At 63.3% G+C, this 17,531-nt stretch carries 12 protein-coding genes and 1 pseudogene; 8 read left to right on the top strand and 5 right to left on the bottom strand.

Going from position 1 to position 17,531, the window contains the following annotated elements:
* The first annotated feature begins 7 nt into the window (after positions 1-7).
* Both nuoN and ACZ9A3_RS06390 read left to right on the top strand, forming a co-directional pair.
* Positions 8-1,477: an NADH-quinone oxidoreductase subunit NuoN gene (nuoN, locus tag ACZ9A3_RS06395; protein WP_045201388.1), complete on the top strand. Its 1,470-nt coding sequence runs from the start codon at positions 8-10 to the stop codon at positions 1,475-1,477.
* Positions 1,478-1,680: 203 nt separating this feature from the next.
* Positions 1,681-3,735 carry a TonB-dependent receptor family protein gene (locus ACZ9A3_RS06390; RefSeq protein WP_476252246.1) on the top strand — a complete coding sequence of 685 codons (2,055 nt, stop codon included), beginning with the start codon at positions 1,681-1,683 and terminating at the stop codon, positions 3,733-3,735.
* On the opposite strand, the gene ACZ9A3_RS06385 is transcribed toward ACZ9A3_RS06390, so the two are convergent.
* A complete protein-coding gene (locus ACZ9A3_RS06385; RefSeq protein WP_093384922.1) occupies positions 3,732-4,796 on the bottom strand; it encodes an AI-2E family transporter in 1,065 nt (354 codons plus the stop codon). The genes ACZ9A3_RS06390 and ACZ9A3_RS06385 overlap by 4 nt on opposite strands.
* Positions 4,797-4,918: 122 nt before the next feature.
* Between ACZ9A3_RS06385 and trhP the strand changes: the two genes are divergently transcribed.
* Entirely contained in the window at positions 4,919-6,238 is a 1,320-nt protein-coding gene (trhP, locus tag ACZ9A3_RS06380) for a prephenate-dependent tRNA uridine(34) hydroxylase TrhP (protein ID WP_476252245.1), read from the top strand.
* 1 nt (position 6,239) lies between these two features.
* On the opposite strand, the gene pvdQ is transcribed toward trhP, so the two are convergent.
* The gene (gene pvdQ, locus ACZ9A3_RS06375; protein ID WP_476252244.1) at positions 6,240-8,531 is read right to left on the bottom strand and encodes a bifunctional acylase PvdQ; all 2,292 of its coding nucleotides are present in this window, start codon (positions 8,529-8,531) and stop codon (positions 6,240-6,242) included.
* A gap of 243 nt (positions 8,532-8,774) precedes the next feature.
* Here pvdQ and ACZ9A3_RS06370 point away from each other — a divergent pair, with 243 nt between their 5' ends.
* Complete coding sequence (locus ACZ9A3_RS06370) at positions 8,775-9,161, top strand: fe2+ zn2+ uptake regulation protein (RefSeq protein WP_045201383.1); 387 nt, start codon at positions 8,775-8,777, stop codon at positions 9,159-9,161.
* 37 nt (positions 9,162-9,198) lie between these two features.
* On the opposite strand, the gene ACZ9A3_RS06365 is transcribed toward ACZ9A3_RS06370, so the two are convergent.
* Positions 9,199-9,387: a hypothetical protein gene (locus ACZ9A3_RS06365; RefSeq protein WP_093384931.1), complete on the bottom strand. Its 189-nt coding sequence runs from the start codon at positions 9,385-9,387 to the stop codon at positions 9,199-9,201.
* Positions 9,388-9,545: 158 nt separating this feature from the next.
* Between ACZ9A3_RS06365 and ACZ9A3_RS06360 the strand changes: the two genes are divergently transcribed.
* The 4 genes from ACZ9A3_RS06360 (at position 9,546) to ACZ9A3_RS06345 (ending at position 12,060) form a co-directional block, all read left to right on the top strand.
* Positions 9,546-10,007, top strand: coding sequence for a hypothetical protein (locus ACZ9A3_RS06360; protein ID WP_476252243.1), 462 nt, complete (start codon positions 9,546-9,548; stop codon positions 10,005-10,007).
* 299 nt (positions 10,008-10,306) lie between these two features.
* A complete protein-coding gene (locus ACZ9A3_RS06355; RefSeq protein ID WP_045201382.1) occupies positions 10,307-10,687 on the top strand; it encodes a Mor transcription activator family protein in 381 nt (126 codons plus the stop codon).
* Positions 10,688-10,768: 81 nt separating this feature from the next.
* A complete protein-coding gene (locus ACZ9A3_RS06350; protein ID WP_045201381.1) occupies positions 10,769-11,422 on the top strand; it encodes a DUF2589 domain-containing protein in 654 nt (217 codons plus the stop codon).
* 104 nt (positions 11,423-11,526) lie between these two features.
* Positions 11,527-12,060 carry a DUF2589 domain-containing protein gene (locus ACZ9A3_RS06345; protein ID WP_476253317.1) on the top strand — a complete coding sequence of 178 codons (534 nt, stop codon included), beginning with the start codon at positions 11,527-11,529 and terminating at the stop codon, positions 12,058-12,060.
* Between the two features lie 12 nt (positions 12,061-12,072).
* Here ACZ9A3_RS06345 and ACZ9A3_RS06340 read toward each other — a convergent pair whose 3' ends face one another.
* Positions 12,073-15,747 carry a translocation/assembly module TamB domain-containing protein gene (locus tag ACZ9A3_RS06340; protein ID WP_476252242.1) on the bottom strand — a complete coding sequence of 1,225 codons (3,675 nt, stop codon included), beginning with the start codon at positions 15,745-15,747 and terminating at the stop codon, positions 12,073-12,075.
* Positions 15,744-17,487, bottom strand: a pseudogene (locus ACZ9A3_RS06335) (autotransporter assembly complex protein TamA). The gene ACZ9A3_RS06340 and the pseudogene ACZ9A3_RS06335 overlap by 4 nt, the downstream one beginning before the upstream one ends.
* Positions 17,488-17,531 lie beyond the last annotated feature (44 nt).

Below are 17,531 nucleotides of genomic sequence, written 5' to 3'. Positions count from 1 at the left end.
GAGCGCTATGGACCTGACGATTCAACACTTTATCGCGCTTGCGCCGCTGCTGATCACCACCATCACCACGGTCGTGGTGATGCTGGCGATCGCCTGGCGGCGCAACCACTCGCAAACCTTCCTGCTGTCGACCGTGGGCCTGAACCTGGCCCTGCTGTCGATCATCCCGGCGCTGAAGGTTGCGCCCCTGGCAGTCACCCCGCTGCTGACCATCGACAACTTCGCCTGCCTGTACATGGCGCTGATCCTGGTTGCCACCCTGGCTTGCGTCACCCTCGCCCACGCCTACCTGGGTGATGGCGGCAAAGGCTACCCGGGCAACCGCGAAGAGCTGTACCTGCTGATCCTGATGTCCGCCCTGGGCGGTCTGGTACTGGTCAGCGCGCAGCACCTGGCTGGCCTGTTCATCGGCCTTGAGCTGCTCTCGGTACCGGTCTATGGCCTGGTCGCCTATGCCTTCTTCAACAAGCGTTCGCTGGAAGCCGGCATCAAGTACATGGTGCTCTCGGCTGCTGGTTCCGCCTTCTTGCTGTTCGGCATGGCGCTGTTGTATGCCGACGCTGGCAGCCTGAGCTTCGACGGCATTGGCAAGGCCCTGGCGGCCACCAGCATGCCAAGCATGATCGCCCAGCTGGGCCTGGGCATGATGCTGGTCGGCCTGGCGTTCAAACTGTCGCTGGTGCCGTTCCACCTGTGGACCCCGGACGTCTACGAAGGTGCTCCGGCACCGGTCGCCGCCTTCCTGGCCACCGCCAGCAAGGTCGCGGTGTTCGCCGTCGTCGTACGCCTGTTCATGATCTCCCCTGCGGCCAGCAGCGGCGTATTGACCACCGTGCTGTCGGTGATCGCCGTGGCCTCGATCCTGATCGGTAACCTGCTGGCGCTGACCCAGAGCAACCTCAAGCGCCTGCTCGGCTACTCCTCGATCGCCCACTTCGGTTACCTGCTGATCGCCCTGGTGGCGAGCAAGGGCCTGGCGGTCGAAGCCATCGGCGTGTACCTGGTCACCTACGTGATCACCAGCCTCGGTGCCTTCGGCGTCATCACCCTGATGTCCTCGCCATACAACGGTCGTGACGCCGACGCCCTGTACGAGTACCGCGGCCTGTTCTGGCGCCGTCCGTACCTGACCGCGGTGCTGACCGTGATGATGCTGTCGCTGGCCGGTATCCCGCTGACCGCAGGCTTCATCGGCAAGTTCTACATCATCGCTACCGGCGTCGAGTCGCAGCTGTGGTGGCTGGTCGGTGCCCTGGTGATCGGTAGTGCCATCGGCGTGTTCTACTACCTGCGCGTGATGGTCACCCTGTACCTGATCGAGCCAAACCTGCGTCGTCACGACGCCCCGCTGAACTGGGAACAGCGCACCGGCGGCGTGATGCTGCTGGCCATCGCCATCCTCGCCTTCGTCCTGGGCGTGTACCCGCAGCCGTTGCTGGACATGGTCCAGCATGCAGGCCTGCAACTGATCGGTTGATCGATCAGGCACTGATAAACACCCCGCTTCGGCGGGGTGTTTTGTTTTCAGGCCGAAACCCTCATCGCGGGGCAAGTCGGGTCGCCGCACCGCCGCTCCCACTGGATGGGCTGCCCCGCGATGATGCGACTGCCTATCGGTGACTGTGCTTCGTCTGATAGTTGCGACGTCAGATACCCGCTCTCAGTCCTGGAACCCCATCGATGCACCCCACCCTACCCCGCTCCTCCCTCGCCTTGCTGATCTCCTGTGCCGCGTCGGTGCAGGCCAGCGATAGCATCGAACTCGGCCAGGTGCTGATCCAGGAACAGGAGCAGAGCGAGTTGCAAGATGCTCGCGAACGCCTGCAGCAGGTGCCTGGCGCCAGCAACCTGATCGACATGCAACGGGTGGAGCAAGGCCGGGTCGCCAGCAACCAGGATGTGCTCGCCTACCAGCCCGGGGTGTTCGCCCAGTCGGCTGGCAACGACGGCATCAAGCTGTCGATCCGGGGTTCGGGTATCAACCGCGCCCCCGGCGCTCACGGCTCGGGTGTGTACACGATGTTCGACGGCCTGCCGCTGACCGGCCCGGGTGGCACGCCCTATGAACTGTTCGAACCACTGTGGCTGAGCCGCGCCGAAGTGCTGCGCGGTGCCAACGGCTTCGACCGCGGCGCGTTGGCGCTGGGCGGCGCTATCGACTACATCACCCACACCGGCCGCGACGCCGCACCGCTGCAACTGCGCTACGAGCTCGGCAGTCGCGGCTATGCCAAACGCCAGATCAGCTCCGGCCAGGTCCTGGGCGACCTGGACTACTACGTGGCGCTGACCGACTCGGAATACGACGGCTACCAGCGGCACAGCAGCGGCAGCAGCAAGGGCATCGCCGCCAATGTCGGCTACCGCTTCAATCCGAACCTGGAGACCCGCTTCTACCTGCGTTATCGAGAGACCGAGAATGACCTGGCCGGGCGCTTGACCCAGGAGCAGATCAAGCATGATCCGCGCGGGGCCAACCCGGCCTACCTGAGCCGCGACGACAGCCGTCCGCAGCCGGGCAGCACCTGGCTGGGCAACAAGACCACCTTCTATCTCGATGACGATTCGCAGCTCGAAGCAGGCCTGGTCTATCACGATTATCCGATGGACCTGCGCGAAGGTCCGATGCGCCTGAAGGTCGCCTACACCGACGTCAGCGGCACCCTGAATTATCAGCGCCGCCACACGCTGTTCGGCCACGAAAGTAAAACCACCGTCGGCTGGCGCACCACCAAGCACTTGCCCAACAGCGGCGCTTCGCAATACTCGCGGGTCAATGGCGTATTCGGGGCGAAAACCCGGGACTTCACCTACCAGGGCTCGGACACTGTCCTGCATGTCGGCAACGAACTGGAACTGATCCCCGACCTGTGGCTGACCAGTGGCCTGGCGGCGATCTACACCCGCCGCGAGAGCGCGGTGACCTACCCCGACAATGGCGGCAAGGTCAGCCAGAGCGACTGGGACTACGCCCCGCGCCTGGGCCTGCGCTACGACATCAGCCCGCAGTTGCAGGTCTATGGCAACCTCAGCCGTTCGGTGGAGCCGCCGCACCCGTGGTCGCTGATCTGGAGCTCGACCAGCAACACGCAACCGATTGAAATGCACAACCAGACCGCCACTACCCTGGAACTGGGTGCCCGCGGCGAGTCGGCCATCGGCCGCTGGGACCTGGCCTGGTATTACTCGGACGTACGCCATGAGCTGCTGGCGGTGGAGATCGTGCCAGGCCAGCCCGCCAAGGAGTTCAACGCCAGCCCGACCGTGCACCAGGGCATCGAGGCCGGCCTTGACAGCCTGCTGTGGCAGCGCGCCGGGGTCGGCAAGCTGAGCCTGCGCCAGGCCTACACCTTCAGCGACTTCCACTACCGCGACGACGACAGCTTCGGCGACAACCGCCTGCCGGGCATCCCCATGCACTACTACCAGGCCGAACTGCGCTTCAACCTGCCCAGCGGCCTGTTTGCAGGGATCAACACGCAGATGGCCTCCAAGGTCCAGGTCGACTACGCCAACAGCTACCCGACCGATGCCTATGCCATTCTCGGCGCCACCCTGGGCTACAACTCGCCGAAACAGGACTGGCAAGCCTGGCTCGACCTGCGCAACCTGACCAACAAACGCTATGCCGCCACCGTCACCCCCGGCTACAACGACAACGGTACCGACATTGCCCGCTCGACACCGGGCGAAGGCTTCGGGGTCTATACCGGGGTGTCCTACAGCTTCCGTTAACTGGGCAGTTGCACCTGCGGTTTGGTCGAGACGAAGATCGCCCAGCTGGACATGAACAGCGCGGCGATCAGCGGGCCGATGACAAAACCGTTGAGGCCGAATACCGCCAGGCCACCAAGCGTCGAGACCAGGATCAGGTAATCGGGCATCTTGGTGTCCTTGCCCACCAGGATCGGGCGCAGCACGTTGTCCACCAGGCCGATGACGAACACGCCGAAGGCGGCCAGCACCGCGCCTTGCCAGAAGGCGCCGGTGGCGACGAAGTACACCGCCACCGGCGCCCAGACGATCCCTGCACCCACTGCCGGCAACAGTGACAGAAAAGCCATCAGCACGCCCCAGACCAAGGCGCTGGGGATGTCGAGAATCCAGAAGATGATCCCGCCCAGGGCGCCCTGGGTCACCGCTACCAGCAGGTTGCCCTTGACCGTGGCGCGTACCACACGGTTGAACTTCAGTTGCAGACGGCGCTTTTGCTGTTCGGCCAGCGGCACCGCGGTGCGGATCTTGCGCACCAGCTCGGCGCCGTCACGCAGGAAGAAATACAGCAGGTAAAGCATGATGCCGAAGCTCACCAGAAAATCGAAAGTCCCCTGGCCGAAGCTGAAAGCCTGGGTGGCGAAGAACTGGCTGCCTTGCATGGCGCCCTTGGTGATTTTATCGCGCAGGCCGGCCAGGTCGCCCATGCCCATGCGCTCGAGGAAGTTCTGCACAAAGGCCGGGAGGATGTTCTTGAAGCGCTCGATGTAGCCGGCCAGGTCCAGCTCGCCGCTTTCGATGTTCTTGTACAGCGCCGCGCCCTCCTGCACCAGCAGGGTACTGATGATGATCACCGGTAAAATTGCAATCACCAGGCAGATGAACAGGGTCAGCCCGGCCGCCAGGTTGCGCCGCCAGCCCAGGCGCGCTAGCAGGCGGCGTTGCAGCGGGGCGAAGACGATACCGAGGATCACCGCCCAGAACACCGCGCCATAGAACGGCAGGAGAATCCAGATGAAAGCGATGGTCACCAGCACCAGCAGTGCCAGTAACGCCTTATGTTGCATGACGGTTTCGTTCATGTGCGCTCCTTGTGCGTTCTATTCATTAGTGCGCCGGGCATTGCCAAAAGTGCCGTTGATGCAGATCAATAAACACTAGCTGCAGCCGGCGTAGCATCCGCGCCTTTTGCCGCGACCCGATCATGACCCTTCTCGCCAAACCCGAACTGCTCGCCCCCGCCGGCTCACTGAAGAACATGCGCTATGCCTTCGCCTACGGCGCCGATGCCGTGTATGCCGGGCAGCCGCGCTACAGCCTGCGTGTGCGCAACAACGAATTCGACCACGCCAACCTTGCCTTGGGCATCAAGGAAGCCCAGTCCCAGGGCAAGCGCTTCTACGTGGTGGTCAACATTGCCCCGCACAACGCCAAGCTCAAGACCTTCCTCAAGGACCTGGCGCCAGTGATCGAAATGGCCCCGGATGCACTGATCATGTCCGACCCGGGGCTGATCATGCTGGTGCGCCAGCACTTCCCGCAGATGCCGATTCACCTCTCGGTGCAGGCCAACACGGTGAACTGGGCCAGCGTCGAGTTCTGGCGCAGCCAGGGTCTGACCCGGGTAATCCTGTCGCGCGAGCTGTCGCTGGAAGAGATCGAGGAGATTCGCCAGCAGGTGCCGCAGATGGAACTGGAAGTGTTCGTCCACGGCGCGCTGTGCATGGCCTACTCCGGTCGCTGCCTGCTGTCGGGTTATCTGAACCGCCGCGATGCCAACCAGGGCAGTTGCACCAACGCCTGCCGCTGGCAATACACAACCACCGCGGCCAGCGAGAATGTCACCGGTGAAATCGTTCGCGAAGTGCAGCCGACCCTGGGCCTCGGCGCGCCGACCGAGCAGGTGTTCGTGCTGCAGGAAAGCAACCGCCCGGGCGAAGACATGCCGGCGTTCGAAGACGAGCACGGCACCTACATCATGAACGCCAAGGACCTGCGCGCGGTGCAACATGTCGAGCGGCTGACGCGCATGGGCGTGCATTCGCTGAAGATCGAGGGCCGGACCAAGTCGCACTTCTACTGCGCGCGCACTGCCCAGGTGTATCGCCAGGCCATCGATGACGCGGCAGCCGGGCGTGAGTTCGATCGCAACCTGATGCTCAACCTCGAGTCACTGGCCCAGCGCGGCTATACCGAAGGTTTCCTGCGCCGGCACGTGCATGACGAATATCAGAACTACCAGCGCGGCAACTCGGTGTCCGAACGCCAGCAGTTTGTCGGCGAACTGAGCGGCGAGCGGGTCAATGGCCTGGCTGAAGTGCGGGTGAAGAACCGTTTTGCTGTGGGTGATCACCTGGAACTGATGACACCCAAGGGCAACTACCACTTCGACTTGCATCAGTTGCGCAATCGCCAGGGTGACGAAATCGAGGTAGCACCGGGGGATGGACACACAGTGTATTTACCGATCCCCGAGCAGGTAGACCTGGCCTTCGGTTTGCTGCTCAGGGATCTGGTTGACTGAATCAAGGCGCGGACGTGGCCACCGTCGCGCTTTCAACCTCGCGAATCACTTGCAAGCGGTACTGCGGATCGGCCTTGATCTGCGCCTCGGTGAACGGAATCACCTGCCACTGCTTGGCCGAGAACGCGCGGGTCTGGTCGCTGGCATGGGCCGAACCCGCTTCGCTGGACTCGGAGAACGCCAGCATCCCCAGCGCATGCGGGCCCTGGTCATCGAAGGTCACCAGCTGCAGGTAGCTGGTACCGCTGACTACCAGGCGCTTGTCGGCGGCGACCGGTACGCTCTGGATTGCGTTGTACACGCCAAGGCTTGCCGGCCCACCGTGGATCGGTGTGCCGTCGGCAGCCTGCTGGATCTGCCCCCAGCGCGCGTCCTCGGCGAAACCGGCCTTGCTTACCTGCGCAACTGAAGCCAGGGCTGCCTCACGCAAGGCGCTGGCCACCTCGGCGCGATCAACGGCCAGCCCGCGCGGCGTGTGTTGCGGATCGGCGGCGTCGAAACCAACACGCCAGATGTCCTTGCGCCCCTGCAAAGCCTGCAAGATGTTCTGGAAATGCACCAGGCCAAGGCCACTGTCGAGGTTGGCGCGCAGGTCCCAGGCCTTGAGGCTGGTACACAGCGCGCCGAGCTTGGCATCTGCCGCTTGCGCGGCGCACCAGTTGAGCAGGTCGGGCATGACCAGCTCGGCGACATACACCTGGTTGTCCATGACCATCTGCTGCAGGTCCGCCGGGCTGATCTTGCCCTTCTCGCTCAGGCTCGCCAGGCGCTGCAGGGCAAAGCGGCTGCGCGGGCCCAAGGGTTGGTCTTCGCGGCTGACCAGCGGCGAATAGCCCTGCAACGGTGTGGCCGGGTTGACCATCCAGGCCGAGTCGTTGGAATGCTGGACGAAGTCCTTGCGGCTCAGGCTCGGTAGCAGTTGCGCGGGGAAGATGCCTGCCTGGGCGGCCCGCGGGTCGACCTTCCAGTTGCAGGCACTGCGCGAACCGTCGAGCACGATCATCTCCTGCCCGGCGGCCGGGTCGCTGCAGCTGGCCAGCAAGGCGGCATCGACGTACGGCACCACCGACTGATTCAAGTACAGCGCCTGACCCTTGGCGTCCACCGCCAGGGTATTGACCCAGGGAATGCCCTGCAGGCGCTGCACCGAAGCTTGCAGGCTTTTCAGGCTGTCGGCGCGGTTCATCGCATCCCACTGCGCCAGCACCCGGGTGTTTTCGAGGTTGGCATCACGCAGGCTGAAGGCGTACTGCTTGTTCCAGTCCAGGCGCCCCGGCCATTGCACGATCGGGCCGAATACCGAGCTGTAGACCTCACGGGTCAGCGGCTTGAGCTGGCCGTCCGCGCCCTTGACCGTCACGTTCAGGCGCTGCTGGGTCAAGGCCTGCGACTTGCCGTCGAGCAGGTAGCGGGTCGGGTCCTTGGGGTCGAGCTCCAGCCGGTACAGGGTGAAGTGCTTGGAGGTGTCGACCGTGTGGGTCCAGGCCAGGTGCTGGTTGAAGCCGATGTTGATCAGCGGCAAGCCCGGCAGGGCCGCGCCCATGGCATCCAGTTTGCCCGGCAGGGTCAGCTGCATCTGATAAAAGCGCATGCCGCCGGCCCAGGGAAAGTGCGGGTTGGCCAGGAGCATGCCGCGACCGTTGAACGAGCGCTCGGCACCGATGGCCACGGCATTGCTGCCGCGCTCGACAGCAAACTGCTCCTGGCGCAACTGGGCGATGCGCAGGTCGGGGCGCAACTGGGCGACGACATTCGGCGGTGTGGCCCCGGCCAGTGCTTCGGCGAACTGGCCGACACCGCCTTCGACCAGCAAGCGGCGAGTCAGCTTGACCAGGTCGAGGGTGGTGATCGGCCGTAGCCATTCGGCCTGCAGGCACTGCACGCCCTGCCCCTGGGCCTTGAACTCGGCCAGCGCGCGGTTGTAGCCCTTGGCATAGCCTTCGAGCCGTGCACGCATGGCCGGCGGTTGTGCCTGCCAGAAGCCGAACACCGCCGTTGGCGTATTCAGCCAATTGAAAAACAGGTCGCTGGGCAGGTTTTCGCGCTGCTCGAAGGTGCGCTGTTCTGGCCCGAAGTAACGCGAACGCTCGCCATTGACGGTGACCACCTCGTTAGCCAGCAGGCACAGGTTGTCTTGTGCATAGGCATAGCCGATACCGTACCCCAAGCCCTGCTCGTCCCTGGCCAGGATGTGCGGCACGCCGTAACTGCTGCGGCGGATTTCAGCGCTGGCATCACCCGGCGCCACGCGCGCCTGGACGGACAGGCTCAGGCCGGCAAGCAGCCCGGCCATACAAAGGGTCGCTAAGGGAAAGGGCTTGATCACGCGCACTCCAGCTCAATCAGGGGAAAGGTCGTCCTGACTGAACGAAATACGCCAAATAAATTTACCGGTTTGCGCCGCTCAATACGTCTTTAGAGGGTGAGGCTGAAGATTTTTTTCATCAGGTACTGCAGTTTTGCCGCGCTCATTCGTCTTATAGGTGTAGGCAAACACTTTTGCTTACCTGGACAGGCCAAGAAATGGAGCATTCACATGTACAACCAGCCACAGCCAGCGCTAACCGCTGGCCCTGGACGCACAAAGAGCCAACCGGTGACTGCAAGAACCGAAGCCGGCGAGCACGAGCGCCCTGGCAATGAACACATCCGCGAGCTGCTCAAGGCCTTTGGCCTGCGTACCAGCCTGATCCGCCTGAAGGTCATCGATGCCCTGCACATGGCCGATCGCGATGGCCGCAGTATCGGCGTGCGCGGGGTCCACAGCCAGCTCGAACAGCTGGATATTCCGCTGTCGTTCCTCAGCGTTCGCGAAGTGCTCAAGCGTTTGTGCGCCGAAGGCGTGATCAGCCTGGGCAACGACAAGTGCTACAGCCTCAACCCCCAGGCCCGCGCGGTACTGGAGCAAGCCACCTGCCGTTGAGCGACCGGCCGGCGCGCAGCCGGCCGCGCTTACCGCCTCAGGGCTTGACCTTACGGCGCATGATGCCGTTGACCACCACCACAACCACCGCCACGGCAATGGCGATGTACTGGAACACTTGCTCGCTGATGGTGCCCTGCTTTTGCAGGTAGGACAGTCCGAGCATGATCCCCAGCACCAGCAGGGAGATCAGAATGGAGTATTTCAGGCGTTGACCTTGAGTCATGGGTAGTTCCTTGCGACATCGGCGAAAAGCCCCGAAGCGGGCCGAGCGCATGATACAACGTCACCCGCAGGCAGCGGACTATTTCCCGCTTCTGCCCGCCCCGCAGCATTGCCAACATGGCTTCCCGGACGACTGCCCAGACCAACGCAAGGATCACCATGTCGATGCGAACCCTGCTGCTCAGCCTGGCGCTGCTCGGCCCCCTAAATGCCCATGCCCTGCCCACCGAATCCCAACCTCAGGCTTTGCTGCTCGAACTGGCTGCACAATTGGCGCACAGCGCCGGCAGTAGCCAGTGGCAACAACTCTGGCAACGCAGCCGACAGGCCGGGCATCTGCACAGCAACCCGCACACCGAGCATTTCAATGTGCCCCAGGCACAAATTCCGGCACTGGTAGCCAGCACCCTGGCCAGCGCCGATCAGGCACGACCGTTGAAGCAGACGCAGGTGCGCTATCGCCGCGACTTTCACCCCAGGGTCATCGGCAAGGCTGGCACGCAGGCGTTGACCGCCCTGTGCGTGTGGGTCGACTGGCGCAGTTTCCCCGAACAGGGCGTCAGCCATCCAACCCCCTACCTGGGCCAGGTCAGCCTGTTGCTGGCACGCCCTTGCGAGTAAGCATGGGTGGCTCAACCTAGGAAGGTCACCATCGCCATGGCACCCGGTAATCAAGGCGTTGCGCTTACGTCGCAATTCATTTCCCACCCATCGGCATGGTTCGTCCTACAGAAAGCGTACATAAAGCCCTCCCTTGCCGCCCCACTTGCTGCCTAGCCCGCCTTCCGTCCAGTAGCCGAGAATCCAGCTCAAGCCACGACAGACAGATGCGATTTGTCGCATTGACGCTGCCTGCAATGGCCCTAGCTGCCTGGCACGGATCATCAAGGTGCCGAACTATCGCCTACAAGGAAGTCACCATGGAACTGAGCGACCTGAACCGTATCGATATCGAACAACTGCCCCACTCGCTGCAGATGCTGATCGAATGCCTGGGCATCGAGAATGCCTACAACCTGACCTGCGCCTTTGGCGGGCGCCCCAAGTACATTCCCAAGCACCGCGAACGCACCGCACTGGCGGAAATTCTCCCGGCGCCGGCGCTGGATGCGCTGATCAAGCGCTTCGCCGGCATGGCCCTGGAGATCCCCAAGGTTGACCATTTTCTGCGCCAGCTGCGCAACCAGCAAATCCAGCAGGAAAGCGCCGACGGTCTGTCACGCAGCATGCTCGCCAACAAGTACGGCTTGAGCCTGCGCCAGATCGGCAATATCCGTCGCCAGGAACCCTGCCCGCGCTAAGCGTCATCGACTTGAGCCGATAACTCCGGCATTCAAGGCAACCCCGCACAATGATGTGCAATCAAGACAAGGAAATCTCTGATGGCAACAATCGACAATGGCCTGATCGGCTCGGTAATGAACGCCTTGCCACTGGACCGGATGATCTCGGGACCTCTGCAGGCGATGATCCAGGCACAGATTTCGGCAAGCAAGTCGTACGCCGACTTTCTTATGGGCGTGTGCATCCAGAATGGCAAAGCCGTCGCCATTCAATTCGACTACGACGAAACCATCACCGATGAACAAGGGGTGTACAAGGGAACTGTCTCGAAGAAGATGCAGATCCCGCTGCTGGCAGCGGTCACTCACCCCAACATCGTCATCGAAGAAGGCAACATCGAATTCGAACTGACCATCAGCCAGCAAGCCGAAAGCACCGAAGAGAGCGGCAAAGAGGCAAGTTTCGGCGCGTCGCTGGGCTGGGGCAAATTCAGGCTCAATGTCAAAGGCCAGGTCAGCCACAAATCCACTCAAACTCGCAAAACCGATACCCGTGCACGTTACGCCTTCAACACCAAGGTACGCCGCCAGGACCCACCCGAGGCGCTGATGCGGGTCATCGACTTTCTCACCGACGCGGCGACCAAGCCTGTGGTCATGGCCGATGCCACCGCGCAAAACCTCGATGCGATGCCGGTTTCGGCACTGCCGATGCCTGACGAACAGGAAAGCCGCAAAGAAACAGCCATCTGATCGTGCAGCATAAATAAAAACCCAGGCCTCTCATGCTCGAGAGGCCTGCTGACGAGCACAAGGAGTGGGAACGATTGGACCAAACCTCGGCAGTGAACGCCCCCATTACCGCCAGCGACCTCTGTGATATTACCCGCGGCCTGCAGGAAGCCGCTGCGGCCACCAACCACCTGATTGCCCAGCAGTACATCAAGCTGTTCGACCAGTTTTTCGACTACGACGCCGAGACGCTTGGCGCGCCGATGAAAGCCAAGATGGTCGAAGTGGCAATGGATGACCAGCACACCATGCAGATCCCGCTGATCGCGCTGGTGTCGCCGCGCGGGCTGGCACTGGAGCGCATGCAGGTCGACCTGTCGGTACGGATTCAAAACACCGAGACCACCGATGCCAGTGAAAACCTGCAGCGCGAACGCTTCTATGTGACGGTCGGCAGCCAGGGCAAACGCAACGGCGATGCCGCACGCGACCCCGATGAAGTACAGATCCGCATGCAGTTCCAGGCCTGTGAGCCACCGGAAGCGTTGAACCGGCTGTTCGAGGAGTACACCAGCCTGATCACTCCGCAGCGGGTGTCCACGCCGGCCCAACCCACGATCGACAGCAACGAGTTCATCGCAGCGGCGACCGTGCGCTGATCATTGGCACCTCTAGAAATCACGTTTGTAAAAGATATCCAGGGAACTGGCCAGGCCACTGGCCGCCTCCAGGTAAACCTTCTTGCTGAGCTTGTAGCGCAAGGCGATGGTGTTGGCCGGCTCGAACACACCCACCCCGTAACGCAGGCTCAAGCGCTCGGTCAGGTTACCGCTGGCGACCACCGCCGTGTTGTTGCCGCTGCCCTGGGTGTCGAGCTGGAAGTCATCGATGCCCAGGCTCGAGGCCAGGCTGCCGGTGATCCCGGCACTGCCCGCCAGGCCCAGGCCGAGCGCCGCTTCGGCGAGCATGTTGTTATCTTCGCCAGTGGTGCCCAGCGGCCGGCCGAGCACCAGGTAGGACAAGGCCTGCTCCTGGCTCATGGCCGGCTCCGAGAACACCTGGGTGGTGGGCTGCTCGGCGCTGCCGCTCAAGCGGATGCCGGCAATCACGTCATCGGTCTTGCGAATTGCCTCGATGTCCAGGTACGGCTGATCGATAGGGCCGGCAAACAGCAAGCGCGCACGGCGGATGGTCAGGCGCTGGCCATAGGCACGGTAGCGACCATCGGCCAGGCTCAGTTCGCCGCGAGTATCGAGGTTGTCGCCGATATGCACGTGCCCGAGCAGGTTGGCGGTAAGGCCAAAGCCGCTGAACGAGAGCTTGTCCTGGCCCACCTGCACGTCGATATCCATGGCCATGGCCATCGGCGCTTTGCCCTCCTCGGTCTGGTGACCGAGGATCACCGTGTCATCGGAGACCTTGACCGTCGACGGCGGCAGTTCACGCACAGTGATCTTGCCCTTGGGCACCAGCACCTTGCCAGTCACCGCAAGCTTGTCGTCAATCAGGCTGATTTTCAGGTCCGGGGCCACTTCGAGGGCCGCATAGGGTTCGACGTTGACCGGCAGGCGCTGGCCCTGCAGCGCCAGGTTTACAGCCAGGGCCTGGCCCCAGCCGATCTGCCCGTTCAGGCTGCCCTGGCCGCTTTCGCCGCTTTTCCAGCTGCCGTTGAGCTGGACCTGTTCGCCGGCGATCAACGCTTGCAGTTGCAGGTCCTGAAGGCTGATCGGCAGCTCGGCACCGCTGATTTCGCCATGTACAAGGTTCAGGCTGCCATTGACCTGAGGCGCCAGCAAAGTGCCAGACAGGCGCCCGCTGCCATTGAGCTGGCCATTCAAACGCTCGACCATCGGCGCAAACGGACGGCCGATGGCCAGGTCCAGGCCGCTGAGGCGGAAGTCACCGCTCAACGGTTTGTTCTTTGCCAACGGGTCAAGCCGGGTATTGACCGCCAGCTCGCCGAGCTTGTCACCGTGAAAGTCCAGGCGGGTATCGATGCGCCTCGGGCCCAGGGTGCTTTGCAGGCGCAGGGTCTGGTAGGGGAAGTCCAGCCATTGGTCCTTTTCACGCACGCGCAAGGTGCCGCCGCTGGCATCGATGAGGATGGTGCCCTTGGGCCCGCTAGCCGGCACATCGAGGTTGATGTCGGCATTGAGCAGGCCCTGCCAGGCAAAATCCTTGGGCAGCCACTGCGCCAGGCTCTGCAGCGGGAACTGCTTGAGGTGATAGCGCAGGCGAGGCTCGGGCGCCAGGCGCTGGTCTTCGCCGCACAGGCTGGCCTGGCCGGAACGCCAGCAATGGGCGCCGAACTCCACCTGGCCGCTGGCCAGGCGCTGCAGTTTTGCCGGAGCCTGCAGGCGCCAGTCCTGGCCACCGGCCTGGATTTCGCCGCTTGCCAGGCGCCCGCGCCAGTTGCCCTTGTCCAGTTGCCCATCCAGGCCCAGGTCAAGCTTGAGCTGCGGCCCGTCCAGGGCCAGTTGCAACTTTTGTTGACGAACATCACCGCTGCCCTTGGCCGTGAGCATCCCCAGGCTGGTATCGCCCAGGCGAATACTGCCGGCCTCAAGGTCGATGAGTGCACGTTGGGCGTTGTCCAGGCGTGCATCCAGGCTCAGGCGCTGCACGCGATTGTCAGCCTGGGCCAGTTGCTGGCCCTGCAGAACGAAGCTGCCTTGGGGGGCCTGCAAGGTACCGGCAACCTCCAGGCGGCCCTTGACCTGGCCTTGCAGCTGTGGCCAGAGCTGGCCCAGGCGTGGCAGGTTGATATCGATCTGACCGGCCAGACGCTGTTGCAGGCTGCCGCTGCCATTGATGTGGTTGTCGCCCAGGCGGATGTCCAGGGTGCCCAGGGTCCATTGCTGCCCTGCCCCTTGCGCCAGCGCTTTGAACACAGCGGGCTGGCCACGCAGTCGACCCTTGAGGTCAAGCTCGGCATCCAGACGCAACTCGCCGTTTTTCATCTCGCCCTTGCTGCGCAAGGGGCCAGCCAGGGTGCCGGGCAACTCGGCCAGCCAGTACGCCGGGTTCAGCGCCGACAGCTGCAGCGCGGCATCCCAGGCCACGCCATCGGCAAACTGCACGCCGACACTGCCGGCAGCCTTGCCTTGGCCCGCCGTCAATTGAAGTTGTGGCAGGCTGACTTGCTTGAGGTCACCTTTGAACGGACTGCTGAGGCTGAAGGCGCCTGCCGGGCCGTCCAGATCGCCGTTGAATTCGCCCTGGTAGTTGCCATCGCGGTATTGCACCTGGCCGGTGAAGCGGCGCAGGGAAACTTCCGGTGCCGGGTCCATTGGATACAGGCGCAGCCAGGGAAAATCCAGCCAGTCGATGCTGGCGTCTGCGCTCAGGCCTTGCTGCCAGTCGGCCTTGGCCTTGAGCTTGAGCGCCTGCTCGGCGCTGGCACTGAGGTCCAGGGCGCTGACTTCTGCACCCTTGGCATCAACCCGGCCTTGCAGCTTGAGCGCCACCGGGCCCTGTTCGGCAGGCAGGCTGGCTGAACCGAGCAGTTGATAGCCGTTTTGCAGGTTGCCCTTGGCGCTCAGTTGCAACTGGTTCAGTTGCAAGGTGTCGGGCAGCGCGGCCGAAGGTTTGAACGCCTCGCTGCTGATCTGCAGTTGCGCTGGCAGATTCTGCGCCAGTGCCTGCAGCTCGCCGCTCAGGCGCGCTTGCAGATAACCGCTGCTGTCAGCCGTGAGCTTGAGGGTTTTCTGCAGGTCGCCGTCGACCTGCAACGCCAGTTGCCAGGGTTGCCCGTCGACACTGGGCAACTGCAGCTGCCCCTGGGCCTGCAGCGGCCAATCGGCTTCGGGCTTGAGCAGGCCCTGCAGGTTCAGCTTGAGATCATCGCGTTGCAGTTGCAGGCTGTCGATCTGCAGCCCGCCGGTGGTCCAGTGCGCGGCCAGTTGCAACTGGCTGAGCTGTTCGTTGCCATCCAGGCGTAGCTGGCCTATGCGCACACTGCCAAGCTCAATGGCCAGCGGCAGCTTGAGTTGCGGCAGTTGCAACGGCCCGCTGTCGGGCTTCGGCTCGCCAGGGGCGAAGGCCAGGTTGACCTGATCGGCTTGCAGCTGCTCGATGCACAGGGTCATACGCAGCAGGCAGGCCGGCGACCAGGCCAATGCCGGCGCGACCAGCTCGACGCGATCGCCGCCTTGTTCCCACAGCAAGCGCTCGGCCTGCCACTGCCCGGCCAGGCGGCCCTGAAAGTTATCCAGTTGCAGCCCCGGCACCAGCCCCAGTGCCCAGCGGCTGCCGGCCTGAGTACCGAGCACCAGGCCGACACCCAGCACCAGCAACAGCAGCAAGGCCAGCAGGCCAAGAACGATGAATTTGATAACCCGACTCACAGTTCCGGCCCCATGGAGAAGTGCAAACGCAAACCGCCGTCGTCGTCCAGCGCGCGGGCCAGATCCAGACGCAGCGGCCCGACCGGAGACACCCAGCGCACACCGATACCGACACCGGTCTTGAGGCTGGGAAGCTCCAGATTGTTGAATGAGTTGCCCTGGTCGACGAAGGTCGCCACCCGCCATTTCTCGGCAACCGAATACTGGTACTCGGCGCTGGCGGCCACCAGGTAACGGCCGCCGATGCGATCGCCATCGGAGTTCTTTGGCGACAGGGTCTGATAATCGTAGCCCCGCACGCTCTGGTCACCACCTGCGAAGAAGCGCAGCGACGGCGGAACGGAATTCTTGTAGCTGTTGGTGGCGCTACCGCCGAACTGCACACGGCCGAGGAAGCGATGGTTCTGGCCGAGGGTGGTCAGGCCCTTGAGCAACACATTGGCGTGCAGCAGGTTGGTGTCGGACACCAGCCCCTCCTTGGCTGCCTGTACATCGAACTGCAAGCGGTACCCGTTATGCGGGTCGATACGGTTGTCACTGCGCAGGTAGGAATAGCTGATGCCGGGCATCAGCAGGTTGCTCAGGCCCGAGTCGTCACCGAGTTTGTACTCTTCGCGCTGGTACTTGAGCGAAATGACCCGCTGCCAGCCGCTGGGCAGTTTGCTGTGCCATTCCGGGCCGACCGTGAGCAGCTTGCTCACGGTGTCGGTGCCGGCGATTTCTTCATTCTGGTAGCCGCCGGCAAAACGCAGTTTGTCGGTCAGCGGCGGGTCGAGCGGAATGTCGTACCACAGGCCGACGTTCTGCCGCGGCGCCGACAGCTCGGTCTCCCAGCCATAACTATGGCCTTGCGGGTTGACCCAGTGGCGGGTCCAGTTGGCCTTGCCGCGCGGCCCGACGTCGGTCGAAAAACCCAGGCCCAGGCCCATGGTCCGTGGCTTGCGGGTGTCGAGTTGGACAGCCACCGGGATGCTCTGCTCGACCGCGGCAGTGGGCGCGGCATCGACCCGTACGCCTTCGAAGTAGCCGCTCGATTGCAGGGCGTTGTTGAGCTCGGCGATCAGCTCGGAATCGTAGGGGGTGTCGGCCTTGAACGGCACCATGCGTTGCAGCAGGTCTTCATCGAGCGGTGTATCGCCGGCGAAGCTGACCTTGCCCAGGCGGTAGCGCGGGCCGCTGGCGTAGATCAGCTCGATGTCGGCGACACCCGCCTGGGGATCGACCGCCAGGCGCTGGCGAACGAAATGGCCGCTGAAAAAGCCATAGCGCGAGGCCTGGTTCTGAATCAGGCGCTTGGCGTCTTCGTAATGGCCATGGTTGAGCACCGCGCCTGAGCGCAGCGCCTTGCTGTCGGGAATGCGAAAGGCTTTGAGCTCGCTGGCCGGGCCGTCGATACGGATGGTCACATCACGCAAGTGCACCGGCTCGCCGGGATCGATGCTCAATACCAGTTGCGGGCCCTTGTCGGCCTTGGCCGCTGGCTTAGACCTCGCTATCGATCTGCGCCTGGTAATAGCCCAGGGCCTGGGAGGCCTTACGCGCCTGCTCGACTGCGCCGCGGCTGAAGCGCAGCAGCGCCTCTTCATCGCGTTTACCAAGGCTGCCGATATAGCCTTCGACATTGGCCTTGAGTTCGTTATTGGCAGGTTTTACCCGGACCACCAGCTCGCTTTGCGCATACGCGCCGATGCTGGCAACCCATAGAATCAAACCGCAGGTGAATCGTCCTGAATACGTCATAGGCGCGGATGCTACCAGAGCTTGGCGGCAGCATGGAGCCCGAG

The sequence above is a fragment of the Pseudomonas sp. TE4620 genome, assembly GCF_056279045.1.
Note: the sequence above shows the minus strand (reverse complement) of the source record. Positions and strands in the feature narration are given on the sequence as shown.

What these genes read in the sequence shown, in the direction of transcription:
- nuoN (WP_045201388.1), top strand. Translation starts at nt 8, where the DNA reads ATGGACCTGACGATTCAACACTTTATCGCGCTTGCGCCGCTGCTGATC.
- ACZ9A3_RS06390 (WP_476252246.1), top strand. Translation starts at nt 1,681, where the DNA reads ATGCACCCCACCCTACCCCGCTCCTCCCTCGCCTTGCTGATCTCCTGT.
- ACZ9A3_RS06385 (WP_093384922.1), bottom strand. Translation starts at nt 4,796, where the DNA reads ATGAACGAAACCGTCATGCAACATAAGGCGTTACTGGCACTGCTGGTG.
- trhP (WP_476252245.1), top strand. Translation starts at nt 4,919, where the DNA reads ATGACCCTTCTCGCCAAACCCGAACTGCTCGCCCCCGCCGGCTCACTG.
- pvdQ (WP_476252244.1), bottom strand. Translation starts at nt 8,531, where the DNA reads ATGGCCGGGCTGCTTGCCGGCCTGAGCCTGTCCGTCCAGGCGCGCGTG.
- ACZ9A3_RS06370 (WP_045201383.1), top strand. Translation starts at nt 8,775, where the DNA reads ATGTACAACCAGCCACAGCCAGCGCTAACCGCTGGCCCTGGACGCACA.
- ACZ9A3_RS06365 (WP_093384931.1), bottom strand. Translation starts at nt 9,387, where the DNA reads ATGACTCAAGGTCAACGCCTGAAATACTCCATTCTGATCTCCCTGCTG.
- ACZ9A3_RS06360 (WP_476252243.1), top strand. Translation starts at nt 9,546, where the DNA reads ATGTCGATGCGAACCCTGCTGCTCAGCCTGGCGCTGCTCGGCCCCCTA.
- ACZ9A3_RS06355 (WP_045201382.1), top strand. Translation starts at nt 10,307, where the DNA reads ATGGAACTGAGCGACCTGAACCGTATCGATATCGAACAACTGCCCCAC.
- ACZ9A3_RS06350 (WP_045201381.1), top strand. Translation starts at nt 10,769, where the DNA reads ATGGCAACAATCGACAATGGCCTGATCGGCTCGGTAATGAACGCCTTG.